This is a genomic window from Acidiphilium sp. C61 (genome assembly GCF_905116885.1).
In the GTDB taxonomy this organism is placed as follows: Bacteria; Pseudomonadota; Alphaproteobacteria; order Acetobacterales; family Acetobacteraceae; genus Acidiphilium.
In genome coordinates, this window is record NZ_CAJHNI010000005.1 from 2,202,234 (window position 1) to 2,221,358 (window position 19,125).

Annotated in this window: 22 protein-coding genes and 2 tRNA genes; 9 read left to right on the forward strand and 15 right to left on the reverse strand. The window is 67.6% G+C overall.

The window, feature by feature from the left end; genetic code table 11:
- Positions 1-50 precede the first annotated feature (50 nt).
- The gene (gene miaA / locus HUW10_RS13165) at positions 51-1,028 is read right to left on the reverse strand and encodes a tRNA (adenosine(37)-N6)-dimethylallyltransferase MiaA (protein WP_174503924.1); all 978 of its coding nucleotides are present in this window, start codon (positions 1,026-1,028) and stop codon (positions 51-53) included.
- Between miaA and serB the strand changes: the two genes are divergently transcribed.
- Positions 1,027-1,899, forward strand: coding sequence for a phosphoserine phosphatase SerB (serB, locus tag HUW10_RS13170; RefSeq protein ID WP_174503925.1), 873 nt, complete (start codon positions 1,027-1,029; stop codon positions 1,897-1,899). The two genes, miaA and serB, sit on opposite strands and share 2 nt — an antisense overlap.
- Here the strand turns inward: serB and HUW10_RS13175 are convergent.
- Positions 1,889-2,314, reverse strand: coding sequence for a CoA-binding protein (locus HUW10_RS13175; RefSeq protein WP_174503926.1), 426 nt, complete (start codon positions 2,312-2,314; stop codon positions 1,889-1,891). The genes serB and HUW10_RS13175 overlap by 11 nt on opposite strands.
- Positions 2,315-2,361: 47 nt before the next feature.
- Between HUW10_RS13175 and HUW10_RS13180 the strand changes: the two genes are divergently transcribed.
- Complete coding sequence (locus tag HUW10_RS13180) at positions 2,362-3,957, forward strand: glycoside hydrolase (protein ID WP_174503927.1); 1,596 nt, start codon at positions 2,362-2,364, stop codon at positions 3,955-3,957.
- A gap of 54 nt (positions 3,958-4,011) precedes the next feature.
- Here the strand turns inward: HUW10_RS13180 and HUW10_RS13185 are convergent, their stop codons facing one another.
- Positions 4,012-5,415: a D-alanyl-D-alanine carboxypeptidase gene (locus tag HUW10_RS13185; protein ID WP_236656383.1), complete on the reverse strand. Its 1,404-nt coding sequence runs from the start codon at positions 5,413-5,415 to the stop codon at positions 4,012-4,014.
- A gap of 363 nt (positions 5,416-5,778) precedes the next feature.
- On the opposite strand from HUW10_RS13185, the gene HUW10_RS13190 reads away from it, so the two are divergent.
- Complete coding sequence (locus HUW10_RS13190; RefSeq protein WP_174503928.1) at positions 5,779-6,312, forward strand: phasin family protein; 534 nt, start codon at positions 5,779-5,781, stop codon at positions 6,310-6,312.
- Positions 6,313-6,443: 131 nt separating this feature from the next.
- Here the strand turns inward: HUW10_RS13190 and HUW10_RS13195 are convergent, their stop codons facing one another.
- Both HUW10_RS13195 and HUW10_RS13200 read right to left on the reverse strand, forming a co-directional pair.
- Entirely contained in the window at positions 6,444-7,496 is a 1,053-nt protein-coding gene (locus tag HUW10_RS13195; RefSeq protein WP_174503929.1) for a YncE family protein, read from the reverse strand.
- Positions 7,497-7,730: 234 nt separating this feature from the next.
- A tRNA-Pro gene (locus HUW10_RS13200) sits at positions 7,731-7,807 on the reverse strand.
- A 231-nt stretch (positions 7,808-8,038) separates the two neighbouring features.
- On the opposite strand from HUW10_RS13200, the gene HUW10_RS13205 reads away from it, so the two are divergent.
- A protein-coding gene (locus HUW10_RS13205; protein WP_371808630.1) for an IS5 family transposase occupies positions 8,039-8,793 on the forward strand; the annotation gives its coding sequence in 2 pieces (ribosomal slippage) (positions 8,039-8,359 and positions 8,362-8,793; 753 coding nt in all).
- A 113-nt stretch (positions 8,794-8,906) separates the two neighbouring features.
- Here HUW10_RS13205 and HUW10_RS13210 read toward each other — a convergent pair.
- The 6 genes from HUW10_RS13210 to HUW10_RS13235 form a co-directional block, all read right to left on the reverse strand.
- Positions 8,907-9,488, reverse strand: coding sequence for a MerR family transcriptional regulator (locus tag HUW10_RS13210; RefSeq protein ID WP_174503931.1), 582 nt, complete (start codon positions 9,486-9,488; stop codon positions 8,907-8,909).
- Positions 9,485-9,799: an integration host factor subunit alpha gene (locus tag HUW10_RS13215; protein ID WP_174503932.1), complete on the reverse strand. Its 315-nt coding sequence runs from the start codon at positions 9,797-9,799 to the stop codon at positions 9,485-9,487. Before HUW10_RS13215 ends, HUW10_RS13210 begins: the two co-directional genes overlap by 4 nt.
- 80 nt (positions 9,800-9,879) lie before the next feature.
- A complete protein-coding gene (locus tag HUW10_RS13220; RefSeq protein WP_174503933.1) occupies positions 9,880-10,842 on the reverse strand; it encodes a beta-ketoacyl-ACP synthase III in 963 nt (320 codons plus the stop codon).
- A gap of 5 nt (positions 10,843-10,847) precedes the next feature.
- Positions 10,848-11,957 (reverse strand): phosphate acyltransferase PlsX, encoded by a 1,110-nt coding sequence (gene plsX, locus HUW10_RS13225; protein ID WP_174504879.1) that lies wholly within the window; start codon positions 11,955-11,957, stop codon positions 10,848-10,850.
- Positions 11,958-12,038: 81 nt separating this feature from the next.
- Positions 12,039-12,242, reverse strand: coding sequence for a 50S ribosomal protein L32 (gene rpmF / locus HUW10_RS13230; protein ID WP_174503934.1), 204 nt, complete (start codon positions 12,240-12,242; stop codon positions 12,039-12,041).
- A gap of 196 nt (positions 12,243-12,438) precedes the next feature.
- Positions 12,439-12,963, reverse strand: coding sequence for a DUF177 domain-containing protein (locus tag HUW10_RS13235; RefSeq protein WP_236656385.1), 525 nt, complete (start codon positions 12,961-12,963; stop codon positions 12,439-12,441).
- 82 nt (positions 12,964-13,045) lie between these two features.
- On the opposite strand from HUW10_RS13235, the gene HUW10_RS13240 reads away from it, so the two are divergent.
- The 5 genes from HUW10_RS13240 to HUW10_RS13260 all read left to right on the forward strand — a co-directional run bounded on the left by HUW10_RS13240 (position 13,046) and on the right by HUW10_RS13260 (position 17,955).
- Positions 13,046-13,540: an outer membrane protein assembly factor BamE gene (locus tag HUW10_RS13240; protein ID WP_174503936.1), complete on the forward strand. Its 495-nt coding sequence runs from the start codon at positions 13,046-13,048 to the stop codon at positions 13,538-13,540.
- Between the two features lie 4 nt (positions 13,541-13,544).
- Positions 13,545-15,140 carry a PhoX family phosphatase gene (locus HUW10_RS13245; RefSeq protein ID WP_174503937.1) on the forward strand — a complete coding sequence of 532 codons (1,596 nt, stop codon included), beginning with the start codon at positions 13,545-13,547 and terminating at the stop codon, positions 15,138-15,140.
- A 60-nt stretch (positions 15,141-15,200) separates the two neighbouring features.
- A complete protein-coding gene (gene gabD / locus HUW10_RS13250; RefSeq protein ID WP_174503938.1) occupies positions 15,201-16,679 on the forward strand; it encodes an NADP-dependent succinate-semialdehyde dehydrogenase in 1,479 nt (492 codons plus the stop codon).
- Positions 16,680-16,692: 13 nt separating this feature from the next.
- Positions 16,693-16,782 (forward strand) — tRNA-Ser (locus HUW10_RS13255).
- A gap of 876 nt (positions 16,783-17,658) precedes the next feature.
- The gene (locus tag HUW10_RS13260) at positions 17,659-17,955 is read left to right on the forward strand and encodes a hypothetical protein (RefSeq protein WP_174503939.1); all 297 of its coding nucleotides are present in this window, start codon (positions 17,659-17,661) and stop codon (positions 17,953-17,955) included.
- A 25-nt stretch (positions 17,956-17,980) separates the two neighbouring features.
- Here HUW10_RS13260 and HUW10_RS13265 read toward each other — a convergent pair whose 3' ends face one another.
- The 4 genes from HUW10_RS13265 to HUW10_RS13280 all read right to left on the reverse strand — a co-directional run bounded on the left by HUW10_RS13265 (position 17,981) and on the right by HUW10_RS13280 (position 19,042).
- The gene (locus HUW10_RS13265) at positions 17,981-18,172 is read right to left on the reverse strand and encodes a hypothetical protein (protein ID WP_174503940.1); all 192 of its coding nucleotides are present in this window, start codon (positions 18,170-18,172) and stop codon (positions 17,981-17,983) included.
- Entirely contained in the window at positions 18,165-18,491 is a 327-nt protein-coding gene (locus HUW10_RS13270; RefSeq protein WP_155856377.1) for a hypothetical protein, read from the reverse strand. Before HUW10_RS13270 ends, HUW10_RS13265 begins: the two co-directional genes overlap by 8 nt.
- A 4-nt stretch (positions 18,492-18,495) precedes the next feature.
- Positions 18,496-18,702 carry a hypothetical protein gene (locus HUW10_RS13275; protein ID WP_155856378.1) on the reverse strand — a complete coding sequence of 69 codons (207 nt, stop codon included), beginning with the start codon at positions 18,700-18,702 and terminating at the stop codon, positions 18,496-18,498.
- Positions 18,703-18,781: 79 nt separating this feature from the next.
- Complete coding sequence (locus HUW10_RS13280; RefSeq protein WP_012039945.1) at positions 18,782-19,042, reverse strand: hypothetical protein; 261 nt, start codon at positions 19,040-19,042, stop codon at positions 18,782-18,784.
- Positions 19,043-19,125 lie beyond the last annotated feature (83 nt).

Consider the following 19,125-nt stretch of genomic DNA (forward strand, 5'->3'; position numbering starts at 1 on the left):
CCCATCATGTGCGATCGCGTCGCAGGCCTAGCCCGGTCTGCTGCGCTGCGTCAACCCGGTGAATTAATAAATGAAATGATATTGCCGATCATGCTTTCAGAAAATTGCGCTGGATCGACAAATCTTGAACTGATCATATGCGTATCGCGCTCATCTGCCAGTTTCTGATGGCGGAACCAGGTGGCCTGGCGCTTGGTGTAGGCGGCGGTGGCGGCGATGGCGCGGGACGCCGCCTCGTCGAGGCTGATCGTGCCTGTGAGATGCGCCAGCAACTCCGGCACGCCGTGGGCGCGCAGGCCGGGCAGCGCGGGATCGGGGGCGCGGGCGGCGACGGCGGCCACTTCCGCCAGCGCGCCGGCGGCGAGCATTGCCTCGAAGCGCGCCGCGATCGCCGCGCGCAGCGCCTGGCGCGGCGGGTCGAGCAGGAGCAGCATGACGCGGTATCCGGCGAGCCGCTCGCGCGGTGCGGCGTGCCAGGCGGCGAGGCCGCGCCCGGTGCCGAGCAGCACCTCGGCGGCGCGGGCGAGGCGCTGGGGATCGCTCGGCCGCAGCTTCGATGCCGTTGCCGGGTCGCGCGCCGCAAGCCAGGCGTGGAGTGCTGCCGGGCCATCCGCCGCGAGCATCCCCCGCGCTTGCGCCCGCGCGTCTGGCCCCGGATCGGGGATCGGGGCGATGCCGTTGACCAGCGAGGAGAGATAGAGGCCGGTGCCGCCGCACAGGATCGGCAGTTCGGAGGCTGCGAGTTCCGCCAGCGCCCGGCCGCGCCACCAGGCGGCATCGACCGCCTCTTCCAGCCGGCGCACGCCGTAGAGCCGGTGCGGCGCCGCCGCTTCGTCGGCCACGCTCGGGCGGGCGGTGATGATCCGCCAGTCGGCGTAGCATTGCATCGCGTCGGCATTGATGATCGTGCCGCCGAAGCGCTGTGCTGCGGCGAGGGCGAGGGCCGACTTGCCGGAGGCGGTGGGCCCGGCTGCGATCAGCAGCGGCCTTGCCGGGGGGGCGGAACTTGCTCTAGGCGACTGGGTCATGAAATTCGTTCTGGTGCTGGTCGCGGCGCGCGACAAGGTGACGTTGACCGATACGATGGTGGCCCGCGTGCGCGGGCTGGCCGCCGGCGGCCAGCCATTGTGGCTTTCGCCCGGTGAGGCCGCCGAGATTCCCTGCATGGAGCCGCCGGATTTTGCGCTGGTGCGCGCGGCGCTCGACAATGCCCCGGTGGATGTGATGTGCGTCCGGGATCGCGGCCGGCGCAAGGCCGTGCTGGTCGCGGACATGGACAGCACGATCGTGACTTCGGAGACGCTCGACGAGCTGGCCGCCGAGGCGGGGGTGGGCGAGCGGGTCGCCGCGATCACCGCGCGCTCGATGGCGGGGGAGCTGGATTTCGCCGATGCGCTGCGCGAGCGCGTCGCCCTGCTGGAGGGGCTCGATGTCGCAGCACTCGAGCGCACCTGGCGGCGCACCGCGATCATGCCGGGCGCGCGCGCGCTGGTCGCGACGATGCGCGCGCATGGCGCGGTGACGGCGCTGGTCTCGGGCGGGTTCACCTGGTTCACCAGCCGGGTGGCGGCGGAGGTCGGGTTCGACACGCATCGCGCCAACGAGCTGCTCGATGATGGATCCCGGCTGATCGGCCGCGTCGCCGAGCCGGTGCTGGACCGCGACGCCAAGCGCACGGCGCTGCACGAGCTGGCGGCGACGCGCGGGGTGAAGCTGTCGGCGACGCTGGCGGTGGGCGACGGGGCGAACGATCTCGCGATGATCGCCGATGCCGGGCTGGGGGTGGCGTATCACGCCAAGCCGATCCTCGCCGAGGCGGCGGCGGTGCGCGTCGAGCATGGCGACCTGCGCGCGCTGCTCTTCGCCCAGGGCTATCCGGCCGCGTCGTTCAGGGCGTGAGGCTGAGCCGCGGGCGCTCGATCAGCGGGCAGCGATTCATCACCACGACGAGCCCGGCCGCGCGGGCGAGGGCGGCGGCATCCTCGTTCACCACGCCGAGCTGCATCCAGATCGTCGTCGCGCCAAGGCGGATCGCGTCGCGCACCGCCGGCAGCACCCGTTCGGAGGCGCGGAACAGCTCGACCATGTCGAGCGGGGCGGCATCGTCGAGCGAGGCGGCGACCTCTCGCCCGTGCAGCATGGTGCCGGCGAGGCCGGGATTGACCGGGGTGACGTCGTAGCCGAGGCGGAGCAGCGCGCCGAGCACCTCGTTCGAGGGGCGGGCCGGGTTGGCCGAGGCGCCGACCAGCGCGATCCGCCGCGTGTTCGTCAGGATGCGCGCGATCGTCGTATCGTCGAGCCCGTCGATGCTCATGAGTCGCCTCTGGTCTGCCGGTTGAGCCTCCTGTAAGCGCACGGATCATGCGCACCGCAAGACCCTATCTGATCTTTCTGCTCGGCCTGCTGAGCGTCGCCGCGTGGTATCTGCCGAACCGGCCGCGTGCCGGCGGCGTCGCCATGCCGGATGCGCGGTTCAACTCGGTGTCCTACGCGCCGTTCCGCAATGGCCAGTCGCCGCTGACGAAGACGTTCGCCTCGGCCGCCGAGGTGGAGCAGGATTTGCGGCTGATCGCGCGTCACGCCAGCGGCATCCGCACCTATTCCTCGATCGAGGGCGATTTCGACATCGGCGCGCTGGCGAAACAGGCGGGGCTGAAGGTCTGGGCCGGGATCTGGCTCGGGTCGAACCCGAAGGACAATGCGCGCGAGATGGCGGCCGGCATTGCCGCGGCGAACGCGCATCCGCACACGATCACCCGCGTGGTCGTCGGCAACGAGGTGCTGCTCCGGCGCGACCTGTCGGTGGGCGAGCTGATCCGCGACATCGATCATGTCCGCGCCCGGGTGAAGCAGCCGGTTGCCTATGCCGATGTCGCCAGCTTCTGGTTCGAGTTCCCGCAGGTGGCGAAGCATGTCGATGTCGTGATGATCCACCTGCTGCCGTACTGGCAGAACCATCCGGTGGGGGTGAACGCCGCGATCGCGCGGATCGGGCGGACCATCCGCAAGGCCGAGCGCGTCTTTCCGGGCAAGACGATCTCGGTGGGCGAGACCGGCTGGCCAAGCCGGGGGCGCTGGCGGGCGGATGCGGCGCCGTCGCGGGTCAACGAGGCGATCTTCCTGCGCCGTTTCGTCAGCCTCGCCGATCGCGCGCATGTCGATTACAACCTGATCGAGGCGTTCGACCAGCACTGGAAATACCACGACGAGGGGATCGCCGGCGCCAATTGGGGGATATGGTCCGCCGGGCGGACGCCGAAATTCCCGCTCGCCGGGCCGGTGGTGGAGATACCGCACTGGCCGCTTTATGCCGGGGCGGCCATCGCGCTGTCGGTGGTGTTTGCGCTGGTCGGCGGGGTGGCGGGCGCCTCGGGCCTCGCGCTCGCCTTCGGCCTCGGCAATGCGCTGGTCTATGCCTGGGCGATCACCCATCATGTGCTGTACGACGGATCCCTGCTGATCTGTGCCGCGGTGAACCTGCCGGCGCAGCTTGCCCTCGCACTCGCCGCCCTGCGCCGGGCGCGGCATGATAAGGTGGAGTTGCGGGCTGATGGGGCGGCGACGGTGCTGCTGTTGCGCGCGAGCCTGTTCGGCAAGGCGGGCCCGGGCGACTGGGGCAGGCATTTGTTCGACCACCTCTGGTTCCTGTTCGTGGTGGCCGTGACGATCGTGCAGGCGGGGCTGGTATTCGATCCGCGCTATCGGGATGCGCCGTTTCCGGCCTTTGCGGTGCTCATCGTGATCGCGGCCTGGCGGCTTGCGCGCGGCGATTTTCCGGCCGCGCGGAGCTGGCGGGACTGGCTGCCGAGCGCGCTGCTCGCCTCCGGCGCGGTGGCGAGTGCTGTCATCTCTGGCGTGTTGAACCTGGAGTTCATGCTCTGGAACGCGCTGATGCTGGTGGTCGCGGCACCGGGCCTGCTGGCGCTGCGGCGTGTGGGCTGGCGTATGGGCAGGTGAAAAGGAGCATCGTCCGGCCGGATGGCGTCACCCAGCCGGACGATGCGCCGAAGCTCATCGCATCGCGAGGCTTTCGTTGCCCGGCGGGATGATGAAGCAGGATTGATGGGTGCGCTTGAGATCGTTGCAGACCATCTTTGCGCTCCGCTGATCGAGCCCGGCGATCTGGGCGCGCCAGACGCGGCGGCGGCGGACGATTGTGCTGCCGACGCGGGCAATGCCGACGCGATGCTGGCTGCGCACGCGCAGGGCCTGACGCTTGGCGAGGCTGTAGCTATCGAACGCGCCGACCTGCGCGGTCCAGCCGGGGATCATGTCGCGCGTCACCCGTGTGCCATGCGTTGCGTGGGCGGTTGCGGCGGCGAGGCGCAGGTGATGCGTGGCCGGCCGGGCGAGATGGGCGAGCAGGGCCCGGGCCGGAGTTGGTGTTGCGACCGGGGCGATGGCCGGATGAGGCGTGGCGACCGGCCGGGAAGCCGGCATCGCCCTGGTGTTGGCGGCCACCACCAGCGCCGGTGCGCCGCCTTCGGCCGCGAACCCGGCATCGAGCAGATGGGCCATGTTGTCATAGGCCACGATCCAGGACGGGGCGTGCATTTCCACCCCGATCAGCATGTGGCCGTTGCGCACCGCGGCGGTGACGAGGTTGAACCGGGCGAGGTTGGTGAAGCCGGTCTTCATGCCGATCGCGCCGTTGTAGCGCTTGAGCATGCCATCGATATTGGGGATGATGCGGCCCTCGAAGCGGAAGCTCGGAACCGAGAAGAGGTAGCGGTATTGCGGATAGTCGAGCAGCAAATGGCGGGCGAGGATCGCCATGTCGTAGGCGTCGGTCACCTGGTTCGGATCGGGCAGGCCGGACGGGTTGCGGAAGACGCTGCGCTGCATGCCGATGGCGTGGGCGTGGGCCGTCATTTCGGCGGCGGCGCGGCGGATGCTGCCATTGCCGAGATACTGGCCGAGCGCGGTTGCCGCGTCATTGGCAGAGAGGGTGGTCATGCCCAGCATGGCCTGCCGAACGGTCACGGTCTGCCCGGCCACGAGATCGAGCTTCACCGGCTGGACCGAGGCCGCCGCGGCGCTGACCGGCAGCGCCGTGTTCATGTGCAGCCGGCCGTCCTTGAGCGCGGTGAAGGCGAGGTCGAGCGTCATGAGCTTGGTCAGGCTCGCGGGATAGCGGATGTTGTAGGCGTTGTTCTCGGAGATGATCTTGCCGGTGGCGGCGTCCATCACTACCCAGTCGATCCCAGGGGCGACCGGGCCGGACCCGGTGGCGGCGGCCGCGATCGGCATGGCGGCCGCGGTCCGGGTGACATGCCGGTAGGGACGGTGGTGATGCGCGTAGGCCATGGCCGCCGGTACGGCCAGCAGCGTCGCCGCGCAGGCGCCGCCAATGGTCATTCGCGCGCAGCGCTTCAGGACGATTCCCGCGCGATCGCGCAACCCGGCAAAACCCATATCGAACTCCCAAACATGAACGATACCTCATGCGTCGGATAAAATGATTTTGCCTCGCTGTCCAGTTTAAATAGTGAAATTAATAAAAAAGCCAAAGGGTTAATGGTTAATCTTGCGTTGATCGGGGCGGACGCCCGCGCCGCGCCGGATCGTTCCGACATCGAATGGTCATTGTGCGATGCACAAAAATGTTTGACTCTGCCGTTGAGAAGGCCTAGATCGGTGTTGTTGCACTGCACTATAAATGTGCGTGCGGGATATCTGGCCGTCGTGTTTCTGCCTGAAACGAGGTGACGACAGCCAAGGTTGGGTGCCGCGAGGCGCCGGCTATCGTTGCAACGGACTGACAAGGAGTGGATGACGATGACAACAAAGACAAAGGCTGCCGATACCGTCCAGAACACCGCCGAGGCGGCTGTCGAGGCGACGAAGGCCCAGGTCGCGGCAGGGTTCGAGAAGACCCTCGCTTCGGTCAAGGAAGGCATGGAAAACGCCGCGAAGGGTTTCGAGACCCAGCAGGCGAAGATGAAGGAGCAGGTTGTGAAGGCGATGAAGACCACCGAGGAGATGATGGCGTTCGGCCAGGGCAATTTCGAAGCGCTGGTGAAGGCGAGCCAGATTTTCGCCTCGGGCATGCAGGGCATCTCGAAGCAGATCGCCAGCACCACCCAGAGCTCGGTTGAAGAAACCGTTTCGATGACGAAGGCGCTTGCCGGCGTGAAGTCGGTCAAGGAAGCGGTCGACCTGCAGACCGGTTTCGCCCGTTCGCTGATGGAGAAGGCGGTTGCCGAGACCGGCCGCATCACCGATGCCTCGCTGAAGCTGACCGAGCAGACCATCGCGCCGCTGACCGCGCGCGTGACGCTCGCCGTCGAGAAGTTCGGCGCGTCCATCTGATCCAGATGACATGCCCCTGGACGCCCTGACGGGTTTCGGGGGCATGACAACGAAGCGATGCTGGCAGTGCCAGTGTCTGCGAGACGCCTGAAATCCGCTGGGTTTCAGGCGTTTTGCGTTGCGGAGCGTTGTCAGGGCGCGCTGGCGCGGACCACCAGAACGTGGAAGCTGCCCGGCTTGAACGCCCGCCTTGGATAGGTTTTTCCCGGCGCCGGCGGCAGCATCCCGACTTGCTTCGCTGTCGAGAGGTAGGCCGTCCTTGTTGTGGCGTCGAAGGTCAGGGTCCGGGCGCCCGGCGCGGTGCCGAGGCGCTGGATGACGCGGTATTCGTCCCCGGATCCATCCTTGGGCGATGCGCGCACGATGCTCAGCGTGCCGTCGATGCTCGGCGCCAGCACCAGCGCATCCCGCGCATCGTAGCGCACGGCGTCGGCGAACCCCGGCAGGGGCAGCGAGGCGACCACCTTCCCGCCACGCGCATCGACCACTGCCAGCACATCGTTGCGGCAGGACACGAACAGGCGCATGTCCGCCCGGTCGATCGCAAGGCCGGTCGGCCCGGTGCAGGCGGGGGCGACGTCGATCTCGCGCAGGATGGTCATCGCCCGCGGATCGATCACCGCGATCCGGTTGGCCGATTTGAGGTTGAGATACACGCGCCCGCGCCCGTCGGCGACGATGAATTCGGGATCGGCATGGAAGGGCAGGGAGCCGACGATCCGGCCGTTTGCCGGGTCGATCGCGAACAGCGTCTGGCTGACTTCGTTGGGCACGAGCACAAGCCGCGACGAGGGATCATAGGCAATGCCATCCGGCCCTCTGCCGACATCGATGGTGCGGATCGTGCGCAACGTCTTCAGGTCGAACATGGTCACCGTGCCGGCAATGCCGGCGGTGGCGAAGCCGTGGCCGAACCGCGGCGCCAGCGCGATGCCATGCGTCCCCCGGACATTGCCGATCGTGCCGATGCGACGTTGGGTGCGGGTGTCGATGACGTCGACCCGGTCGCCCTGGGCGGCGAAGATCCGATGCGCCGCGGGATCGGTTGCGAGGTAGTCCCATTTCACCGGGCCGGGCAGGGCGATCTGGCCGGCAACATGAAAGCGGGGTGTTGCGGCGCGTGCGAAGGGGGCGGCGCACAGGCCGGGCAGCAGGGCGAGGGCGAGGAGGCGCGGCTTGATCATGGAAGGTCCGTTCCAGTGTGGTGGAGCGTCGGCTTCCCCGATCGGCCGCGCGCGGGCAAGCCGTGTCGGCGGGATTTCATCGGAACGTCATGGCGACGACCGTGCGGTGACAGAGCGTCATCCGATCCGGATGGATCGGACCGCGCTCCAGCGCATGCGACGTCAGCGCTGGCAACGGGCTGGTCGCCGCCCTAAAATCGAGATTGGGAGGGGGGAGGCATTTTCTGAAATGAGTGGTCGGAGCGGCGGGATTCGAACCCACGACCCCCAGTCCCCCAGACTGATGCGCTACCAGGCTGCGCTACGCTCCGACAGGGGCGTCTTAGCAACTGATTCAGGGTGAGGCAATCGACCCGGGACGCTTATCTCGCCTCGAGCATCATCCGATCAGATGGAATCATCTGATCGGATAAAGATGCTCGGTTTGTCAGTATGATAGAGCACTACATCCGATCCAAAAGGATCGGAAAGTGCTCTAGGTTCTGTACCTATTGCCATGACTACGGGGCGTCTGATTCAAGTCTGTTCGGAGGACTTGGAACATGGCGGAACTTTTCTGGCTGAACAACACGCAATGGGCTGCGATCGAACCATTGCTGCCGAAGCTTGGCGGCAAGCCTCGGGTTGATGACCGCCGGGTGCTGAGCGGCATCCTGCATCGCTTTCGCGAGGGCTTGCGATGGCGAGCGCTTCCTGAGGCCTATGGGCCACGAACCACTGTGTTCAACCGGTTCAACCGCTGGAGCCAGCGTGGCCTCTGGCAGGAGATATTCGCGGCGCTTGTCGCCTGCGCGGATCCGCCGCGCATCGCCATGGTGGACAGCACCTCGGTTCGGGCACATCGCGCGGCCGCGGGCGGTAAAGGGGGGCGCAAAGCCAGGCCATCGGCCGGTCGAGGGGTGGACGGACGACCAAGATCCACGCCGTCGCAGATGAGCAGGGACGCATCGCCGCACTCCTCCTGACGCCAGGACAGGCCTCCGACATCAGCGGCGCGAGGGCGCTTCTGCCCACAATACCGCCACCAGAAGAGCTGATCGCCGACAAAGCCTACGACGCTGATGATCTTAGCACCTTCCTCACCCGCCAAGGCACCAGGCCGGTGATCTCGCCCATGCCCAACCGCCGCGCCATTCCGCCCTTCGACCCCGTCGCCTACAGAAAGCGCAATCTCATCGAACGCGCCTTCTGCAGGCTCAAGGACTGGCGCGCCATCGCCACACGATATGACAAAACCGCACGAAATTTCCTCGCTGGTATTTGCCTCGTCCTCGCCGTCACATCATGGATCAGTTGAGTCCAGAGCCTAGAGCATCATCCGATCAGATGGAATCATCTGATCGGATAAAGATGTTCTAATTATCAACAAGATAGAGCACGACATCCGATCCGGATGGATCGGTACGTGCTCTAAAGGCTGGCGCGCAGGGTTTCCAGCTCGTCGAGCACTGCGTGGATGGCGGCGCGCAGCACCGTGCCGGCGGCCCGGGCGCGTTCGAGCTGGCGGTCCGGCGCGGCGTCGGGCGGGGGGCCGGGTTGCGGGCGGGATGCGGCGGTGGCGAGGATCGGCAGTTCCGGCGACTCCTCGCCGGCATCGTCCGCCATGCCGGGCTCGGCAGTGGTGCGGCCGCGCTCGGCGGCGGAGGCTGCGCGTTCCTCGTCCGAGGCGGGCGGGATTTCGGCGTGCAGCAGCCCACCGCTCTCGCGGAGCAGGCGCTGGACCCCCTTGATCGTATAGCCCTGGGTGTAGAGCAGGTCGGCGATGCGTTGCAGCAGCACGACATCATCCGGACGGTAATAACGCCGGCCGCCGCCGCGCTTGAGGGGCTTGATGCGGGGAAACTTGGTTTCCCAGAAGCGCAGCACGTGCTGGGGCACATGAAGCTCGTCCGCCACCTCGCTGATGGTGCGGAACGCCTCGGCCGACTTGCGGACCCGGGCGCGGCCCTGGTCGTCCTGCCTGGTATCGTCGGGCGGCGTCTCGTCGGTCAAAACTGGCCTGCGGAGGCGGGGGATTTGCCGGTGTCAACGGCCTCGCGCAGGATCTGGCTGGGGCGGAAAACCAGCACGCGGCGCGGCAGGATCGGCACTTCGCGGCCGGTTTTCGGGTTGCGGCCGATGCGCCGCCCTTTCTGGCGCACGGAGAAGGTGCCGAAACCGCTGATCTTGATCGACTCGCCCTCGGCAAGGGCGCGCTTCATGCGGTCCAGCACTGCTTCGAGCAGCTCTGCGGATTCGTTGCGCGACAGTCCCACTGCCGCATAGATCGACTCAGCCAGTCCGGCGCGTGTCAACGTGCTCATTTTTCAAGATTAGCAAGAAAGGCAGCCGGGTCAACACGGAACCGCAATCGTCGCGGTCTCGGGCGGCAAGGCGGGGCGGTTCAGAAGCGGAACAGCGCCGATCCCCAGGTCAGTCCGCCGCCGAGCGCCTCGATCAGCACGAGATGGCCGGGCTTGATTCGTCCGTCGCGCACCGCCTCGTCGAGCGCCAGCGGGATGGAGGCGGCGGAGGTGTTGGCGTGGCGGTCGACCGTGACGACGACCTGTTCGGGCGCGAGGCCGAGCCGCTTTCCCATCGCATCGATGATGCGGCGATTGGCCTGGTGGGGAACCAGCCAGTCGATGTCCGATTGCGCGAGGCCGTTGGCGGCGAGCGCCTCGTCCACCGCGCCGGCGAGCTTGCTGACCGCGTGGCGGAAGACTTCCGAGCCCTTCATCACCAGGTGCTGGGGCCGGTCGGCCTGGCCGGTTGCGCCGTCGATATAGAGGATGTCGCCGTAGCGGCCATCCGAATGGATATGGGTGGAGATCAGCCCGCGATCGGCGTCGTCCTGTGCCGCGCGCAGCAGCACCGCGCCGGCGCCGTCGCCGAACAGGACGCAGGTGCCGCGGTCTTCCCAGTTGAGGATGCGGGAATAGACCTCGGTGCCGATCACCAGCACGCTGGCGCATTGGCCGGAGCGGATGAAGGCATCGGCCACCGAGACGGCGTAGACGAAGCCGGAGCAGGCGGCCGAGAGGTCGAACGCGAAGCCGCCGGTGATGCCGAGTGCCGCCTGGATGCTCACTGCGGTGGCGGGAAAGCCCTGATCCGGCGTCGAGGTCGCGACGATGATGGCATCGACCGTCTCGGGGGCGGCGCCGGCATAGGCCAGCGCCCGGCGCGCGGCCTCGGCGCCCATGAAGGTCGCGGTTTCATGCGGGGCGGCGAGGTGCCGCTGGCCGATGCCGGTGCGTTCGCGGATCCAGGAATCGGAGGTGTCGACCCGTTTGGCCAGTTCGTCGTTGGTGACGATGCGTTCCGGCAGGTAGCTGCCGACCCCTTCGAAAACGGTGCGTTTCATGTCGGTCAGCCGGATGTCACGGGTGTGGAGGAGGGGGTGCGGATGGCATCGCTGGCGAGGCGCTCGCGATCGACGTGGTGGGTCAGGTCGTCGCGGATACGGTCGTTGAAGCGGTTGACGATCATGTCCATCGCGACGTCGACGGCATGGGCGAAGCCCTCGGCATCGGCGCCGCCGTGGGATTTGACCACGACGCCGTTCAGCCCGAGCAGGACGGCGCCGTTGTAGCGCCGCGGGTCGAGCCATTCGCGCAGCCGCGACAGGCCGGGGCGGGCGAGGAGATAGGCGATGCGGGCGGCGATGTTGGCCGAGAAGATCCGCCGCAGCAGGTCGCCGACCAGGCGCAGCGCGCCCTCGCCGGTCTTGAGCGCGACATTGCCGGTGAAGCCGTCGGTCACGACGACGTCCACGGTGCCGCCGGCGATGTCGTGGCCCTCGATGAAGCCGTGGAACTGCGCGCCGATCGGGCTTTCGCGCAGCGCCTCGGCGGCGCGGCGCAGGGTTTCATCGCCCTTCATTTCCTCGGAGCCGACATTGAGCAGCCCGATCGTCGGGTGCGGCAGGCCGAGCACGGTGCGCGCGAACAACTCGCCCATGATGGCGAATTCGACGAGGTTGCGGGCGTCGCAGACGACATTGGCGCCGAGATCGAGCATCACCACGTCGCCGCGCGCCGAGGGGCCGATCGCGGCCATGGCGGGGCGGTCGATCCCGCTCATCGTCTTGAGGACGATCTTGGCGAGGGCGAGCATCGCGCCGGTATTGCCGGCCGAGATGACGCCCGCGGCCTCGCCATTGGCCACGGCATCGATCGCCCGGCGCAGCGAGGCGTCCCGCAGCCGCAGGGCGGCGGTGGGTTTCAGCTCGTTGGGGATGACTTCCGTGGTCGGGCGGATGGTGACCCGGTTGCGCAGGCGCTTGCTCAGCCGGACCAGCTCATCTAGCCGCGGCGCGTCGCCAAAGACCTCGAACCGGGCATTCGGATGGCGCTCGGCAGCGATGTCGAGCCCGGCGATGACCACGTCCGGCGCATGGTCGCCGCCCATCGCGTCGACCGCGAGGATCGGCGCTCCGGCGGCGGGCGCGCGGTCGGGTCCTTGCGGCGGATGCGGCATGGAGGAGGCGGAGTCGGAGGGGGATCCGGTCGTCATCGGCTGTGCGAAGGCACGGACGGTGGCGACAAGGTCACGGCCGGATCAGATCCGGACCGTGCCCTTGAGATCCTTGCCGGCGGCGACGACTTCACGCCCGTCATAATGGCCGCAATGGCCGCAGACATGGTGCGGACGCTTCAGCTCGCCGCAATTGCTGCACTCGGCATGAGCCTGCTGGCCCACGGCGTGGTGGCTGCGGCGCATGCCTTGGCGGGAGGGGGAGGTCTTGCGCTTGGGTACGGCCATGGGTCGCTCTCGGTTCTGTGCGTTTCGTCGCGAAAGGTCTCGGCGCGCCAGCAGGTGACGCCCCGTGGACCGGGGGGGATCGGAAAGCGGGCGTCTAGCAGAGAGAGGGGCGGAGGGCAAGATTGAAGGTGGCGGGGCGGTGCGGCCGGGATAAATCCGGCCGGTAGCAGTCCGGCCGGGATCAGTCCGGCCGGGGTCACTCCGGCCGGCGGAGTTTCGCGAGGGCGGCGAACGGGTGCGCCTGCGGTGCGGCGCCGGCATCGGGTGCTGCGGGCGGCTCCGCGCCGGGCCGGCGGGGATAGGGATCGAGCGCCAGGGCGAGCTGCTCGACGAGCAGGGCGCCGAGATCGGCCACCGTTCCCTCCAGCGCGACCTGGTCCGGCGCGTCGGGGTCCAGCATGTCGTCATCCTCCACCGGCGCGCCGTTGGTGACGAGCAGCAGCGCGGCGGTTTCGGCGATCGACTGGTCGACCGGTTCGAGCGACACGATGCAGGATTGCGTGACCTCGGCGGCAAGCTCCAGCCGCGCCTCGATCCGCGGTCCGCCGGCGCGGCGCAGGTGGAAGCTGCCCGACAGCGCGGCGATCGCGGGGATACCGAAGGCGGCGGCGATGGCGGCGCGTTCTGCGGCGCTGGTCTCGATCGTCACCGTTTCGGGATCGTCGCCGAGGCGGGCGAGGTCGAGGCGCCGGGTGAGGGGGGCGGGGGCTGCTTCAGTCATGTTAAAACAGTGCCGCATCTTGCACGGCGAGGGAAGCTCGCTCATAGAGCCTGAACCAGCCGCAACCCAAGGATCGAGCCGCGTGCGCAGATTGGCGATCAAGCTCCGCCCATTTCTCCCCTTGCTGATGCTGCCGGCACTTGCCGGCTGCGCCGTGTTTTCGGCGCAACCGCGCTATCGCGGCACCGCGGTGACCGAGGCGCAGCTCAAGCAGCTCACCCCCGGCGTTTCCACCGAGGCGGACGCCACCGCGCTGCTCGGCTCGCCGACGCTGCGGGAATCATTCAACGATCATGACTGGCTTTACGTGAGCCAGGTGACGAAGCCGCGCATCGGCCAGACCCTGGGCGTCGAGAAGCAGCAGGTCGTCGTGCTGGATTTCGGCGGCGGGGTGCTGAAATCGATCCGCCGGGTCGACAAGAAGCAGGCGCTGCACGTCGCGATGGCGGGTGGCAGAACGCACGCGCCGGGCGGCCATGCAGGTTTCCTGCAACAGCTTGTCGGCGGTGTCGGGCACTATAATCCTGGCCTGGGCGCCGGACAGTCCGGCGGCCTCGGCGGAGCGAGCGGATTCTGATCGCATGATCGGGCGGCGCGGCATTCTGGCCGGAACCGGAACCGTGGCGGCGCTGGCGATGGCCGGCACCGCCCGCGCCTCGACCTCGGTTCTCGGCATGGCGGGGCCCGTCACCCGTCTGCCGCCCGGATCGGAGGCGCCACAGCTGAACGACGTGGTGGCACCGGGATTGCAGCGGGACGTGCTGATCCGCTGGGGCGATCCCGTGCTGCCCGGTGCGCCGCCGTTTCGCCCGGGCAATGTCACGCTTTCGGCCGCCAGCCGGCAATTCGGCTGGGATGCGATCATCGCCGGGCTGGTGAAGATGCCGCCCGCCGACGATGGCGTGCGCCGGCTGCTGATGGTTCTCACCCATCCCGACGTGCAGATGCGCATGGCGTTTCCCGGCGGCAGCGGGCCGGCCATCGTCGCCGGCAAGATGCAGGGGGCGTCGGTCCTCAACCTCGCGGTGCAGAACGGGCGCTGGGTGGTGGTGGCCGGCGGCTACCAGTCCCGCCGCATCACCGACGGGACGCTGTGCCGCATCTCCGGGCCGGCCGCTGCCTCGATCGGGCAAACGGTGCAGGGTGTGCTGGCGCCGTCCATCGGCAGTGTGACGCCCTGGAACACGGTATTGCTGCCCGAAGGCCGCGCCGCGGGCTGGATCAAGCGGCTCGCCGGCCATGCGCCGGGCTTCGACAGCCCGGGCGTGGGCGCCGGCTTCGGCTGGGTGGTCGAGCTCGATGCGGCCAATCCGATGTCCTTCCCGGTCAAGCGCACCGCGCTCGGCCGGCTGCCCCGCGCGGGCGTTGCCTGCGGCCTCGCCGCCGATGGCAGCGCCGTCGTCTTCATGAGCGAGGACGGACCGATGGGGCGGCTGTTCCGCTTCAAGGGCGCCGCCCCTTCTGGCACCGGAGAGGGCGCGCTGGATGCCGGGACGCTCGCCGTTGCGGTGATCGATGGATCGCATATCGTCTGGCACGACCTGCCCGCGGGCCTGCCGACGCTGACCGCGACGGCTTCGGCCGGGCATCGCGAGTCCGGGTTCGATGCGCCGGCCGGCATGGCGATCGGTTCGGATGGCACGCTCTATTTGGCCTGCCGCGGCAATCCGGGACGAGGGATCAGCCAGATCAACCCGCTCAACCCGCGCGCCGGCAATGGCACAGGCCATCTGCTCGCCTTTGCGCCCGAGGGCGGCGATCCCGGGGCCAAGCGGTTTGCCGGGCGCGTCGTGCTGCTGGGCGGCAATCCGGCGCATGATTCCTCCGCGCGCTACGCGCCGGGTTCGACCGCCTGGCTGCGCGCCCCCTCGACCCTCGCTTTCGACGGGCGCGGCCGGCTGCTGATCGGCACCGACCAGCGCGGCGATGTGACCGACACTGCGGACGGGCTGTTCGCGATGCACTCGCAGGGCGGGCTCCATCTGCTCTACAGCGCGCCGGTTGGGGGGGCTGTGGGCGGTGCTGCTGCCGATCCGCAGGGGAAGACGCTGTTCACCGTCGCGCGGCATCCCGGCGCCACGCGCCAGGCCGATTTCGCCGATCCGGCGACGCGCTGGCCGACGGTGCAGCCCGGCATGCCGCCGCAGACCACGATGGTGTCGCTCACCCCGGGTTGACCCTGTCGCGGCCGGCGTACCTGAGGCCATGACGCTGACCATCACGACGAGGAGGGCTGGATGCTGAACACGACCGCGACCTTGAGGCTGAACGACCCGACGCTGCTGCGGGAAGCCAATTATATCGATGGAGCGTGGGTTCAGGCGGAGAGCGGCCGCACGCTCGATGTCCTCAACCCCGCGACGGGCGAACTGGTCGGCCGCGTGCCGGCGATGGGCGAGGCGGAGACCCGCCGCGCGATCGAGGCGGCTGGCCGGGCTCTGGCCGGCTGGCGGGCGATGCTCGCGAAGGAGCGTGCCGCGATCCTGCGCCGCCTCTACGAGCTGATGATGGCCAACCAGGACGATCTCGGCGCGATCATGACGGCCGAGCAGGGCAAGCCGCTGGCCGAGGCGAAGGGCGAGATCGCCTATGCCGCCGGCTTCATCGAGTGGTTCGCCGAGGAGGGGAAGCGGATTTACGGCGACACGATCCCGCAGAACGCTCCGGGCCGGCGGATCATCGTGCAGAAGCAGCCGATCGGCGTGTTTGCCGCGGTGACGCCGTGGAACTTCCCCTCGGCGATGATCACCCGCAAGGCCGGGCCGGGCTGGGCCGCTGGCTGCACCGGGGTGATCCGCCCGGCGAGCCAGACCCCGTTCTCCGCCCTCGCCCTTGCCGCCCTCGCCGAGCGCGCCGGCATGCCGGCCGGCGTGTGCAACATCATCACCGGGCCGTCCGGGCCGATGGGCGCCGAACTCACCGCCAACCCGATCGTGCGGAAATTCTCCTTCACCGGCAGCACCGAGGTCGGCGCGAAGCTGCTCGCCCAGTGCGCGCCGACGATCAAGAAGACATCGATGGAACTGGGCGGCAACGCGCCCTTCATCGTGTTCGACGACGCCGATCTCGACGCCGCGGTGAAGGGCGCTATCGATTCGAAATTCCGCAATGCCGGGCAGACCTGTGTGTGCGCCAACCGCATCCTGGTGCAGGACGGCGTGTTCGAGGCGTTTGCCGAGAAGCTGAAGGTCGCGGTCGAGGCGCTGAAGGTCGGCAACGGCATGGAGGCGGGCGTGACGCAGGGGCCGCTGATCAACCGCGAGGCGGTCGAGAAGGTGGAGACGCATATCGCCGATGCGGTCGCGGGCGGCGCGCGGATCGTCACCGGTGGCAGGCGCCATGAACTGGGCGGGAATTTCTTCACCCCGACCGTGATCGCCGATGTGAAGGGCGACGCGCTGATCTTCCGCGAGGAAACCTTCGGCCCGGTGGCCCCGCTGTTCCGCTTCAGCACCGAGGCGGAGGCGATCGCGATGGCGAACGACACCGAGTTCGGCCTCGCCAGCTATTTCTATGCCCGTGACGTGGGGCGCATCTTCCGCGTTGCCGAGGCGCTGGAATACGGCATTGTCGGCATCAACGAGGGCCTGATCTCGACCGAGGTCGCCCCCTTCGGCGGCGTCAAATCCTCGGGCCTCGGCCGCGAGGGATCGAAATACGGGATCGAGGATTATCTCGAGATCAAGTATCTGGCGCTCGGCGGCCTGGGCGGCTAAACGGGCGCTGCCAGGATGGGTGGCCGAGTGGTTTAAGGCAGCGGTCTTGAAAACCGCCATACGTGAAAGCGTATCGTGGGTTCGAATCCCACCCCATCCGCCAGTATTTCGAGAAAAATGCAGGCGCAATAAGCAACATTCAAAAATGACTATGTATATTGGATACACCCATCAGGATACATTCGAGGCGCGCATTTCCTAGGACGTCTATGGACGTCGCGCACCAATCGCGATAGCGCGTTTGAAACTCCCAAGGCATAGAGCGGATGTATCGAAAGGCGTTCTAAAAACCGCAGAATATATCTATAAGATATATAATATGACAGTAATACTGTCCTATTTTAATTTGTGTTTAGCCTAGAGAGGCGGTTTGCGCGGTTTCGGGCGATTGGCACCCCTTGCGGTTCCTGCGGTTCCTGCGGTTTTGAGGCTATGCTTGGAAAAAATGCAGGTATTTAGTCGAGTTGGTGGCCTCGAAAAACCGCAACCCACTTGCGGTTCCTTGCGGTTTTCTGCGGTTTTTCGGGTGATGCGCGGTCAATTCATGCCCTATGGCAATGCAATAGCCTTTATATGCCGGTTATCTATGCCTCATCCGCTATCTATGTCTCCCCTATTGGGTCGATAACTGGCGTGCAATCCGGCGCGCGGCGACCGCCCCATGACCGGCACCCGACCGGCGGCAGGATGCAGGGCGATGGCGCATTGACCGGCGCTCGATCTGGGGGCGGTTTCGGGCATCGTCGGCATGGAAGCCGGCGCCCGGCCTGCGGCCTCGCCCAGCCCGTCGCCAGGCGGTGACGGAAGCATTGACGATCCGCCGGCTGGGACGCCTCTACAGGCTCACGTATCGCCGCAGAGCGGCCCGCCACGCAGTGCGAGATAACCGGGCGGGTGCTGGCTGCACGCTGCGCTCTGACTGGCCGGTGCGGACTGCGGTGTCGGCGGTGAAGCGGTCGGCTTTGGCAGAGTCGCCAACTTGGCGACTCTGATCGTGGCCGCCCCCAATCGCGCCATGCTTCGTCTCGGGATGCAGCGCCTCGTAAGCCTCCTTGCGGCGCTGCACCTCGGTGCGGTCGATGCCGAGTTCGCGGGTGGCGGCATTGATGCCGGATGGCATTTGTTGAGGCGAACGACGGCGACCAGATGCATCAAGATGGCCGGCGCAAGTTGCGCCTTCCACCTTCTCACCTGTCAGCCTGACCCATTCCGCGATGTGCTCGCTGCGCTCAAGCGGCGTCAGTTCGGCGGGGACTTTTCCTCTCGTTTCCTTTAGGGATGCGGAAAACTACCCCCAGCCTCTACTCGAAACCCATTTCGCGGAGCATCTGCCGTGCTTCGATCAGGGCATATGACTTGTCCTTGCCGCTGATCCGGCGCTGCCGCACCTCGCCCATCTCCACCAGCTTGCGCCGGGCGTCCACCCGCTCCGATGGTCGCACAAGCGGGTTTTCGGCTACGCGGCGCAGTTCGGCAATCTCGGCGTCAGTCATGGACCTCTCCCGTGCGCGTATGGTTGTATCCCTTTGTTGCGTTTTCGTCACACTGTTGCGCCTTGCGGCTACGCTCAATGCGGTATCCTCGCACTCGATCCGAGCAGAATGAGCACTTTGCACCGAACTCACGCCATTGCGCCCGTTGAAAGCCGGCGCCCTTCATGGCGCGGCCAACTCCGAATCGTGTGACAGTGGAAAGTTGCGGCACCGTGCGGCACGCGGCAACGAGGCGGGCGGTGCTGATCTTGTTGTCTCCCAGAGCGGCGGCGGCTGCCACGGCCACCAGGGCGACCATCTCGATCTGATCCTCGGTCATGGCGTCAGGCATCGGGCAGCAGCCGTGCAGCGGCCACCAGCGGGCGCGCGGCGTCGATCATCTCATCCGTGCCCAGCTTCAACGCGGCGTCAACCGCCTTGGCGCCGGCATAGAGCTTGCGGCGGGCGGCGATCAGGTCATTCCTGCAGGCGGTGCGGACAACGTCGCCGCCGGCCTTGGCGGCCATTTTGGCGCGCAATGTTTCAGTCATCTGCAGGTCTCCGGTCTGCGGTGCCGCGTCACGCCTTCGTCTATATAGACGCGCGCGCACCGGTTAAGCGGTTCGGCACTCATCGTTGCCCCTCCGGCATTGGCGGCATGTATCCGCGCATCCGATTGTCAGGATTTCCGCGCCTTTCGCGCCATTGCTTATGCTTCCAGCCGGCGGCGGACAGGATCGCGCCGATCTCGGCGGGCGTGACGTGCCAAGACGGGAACGCGGCCCGGCAAGCGGCGTGAAGGGCAGGTGTCGCCACCCGCCCCTCGCCGGATGCAGCGGCCAAGGCGCGGGCCAGCAGCAGCACAATGGCGGCGTCGTCGATTGCGGTCATCGGCTCTTTTTCCGCCTCGGCGTGCGGATTCGCCCGGCCTTGGCCCCGGCAAGAAACCGGCGCCAGGCGCGGATGCTCTTTCG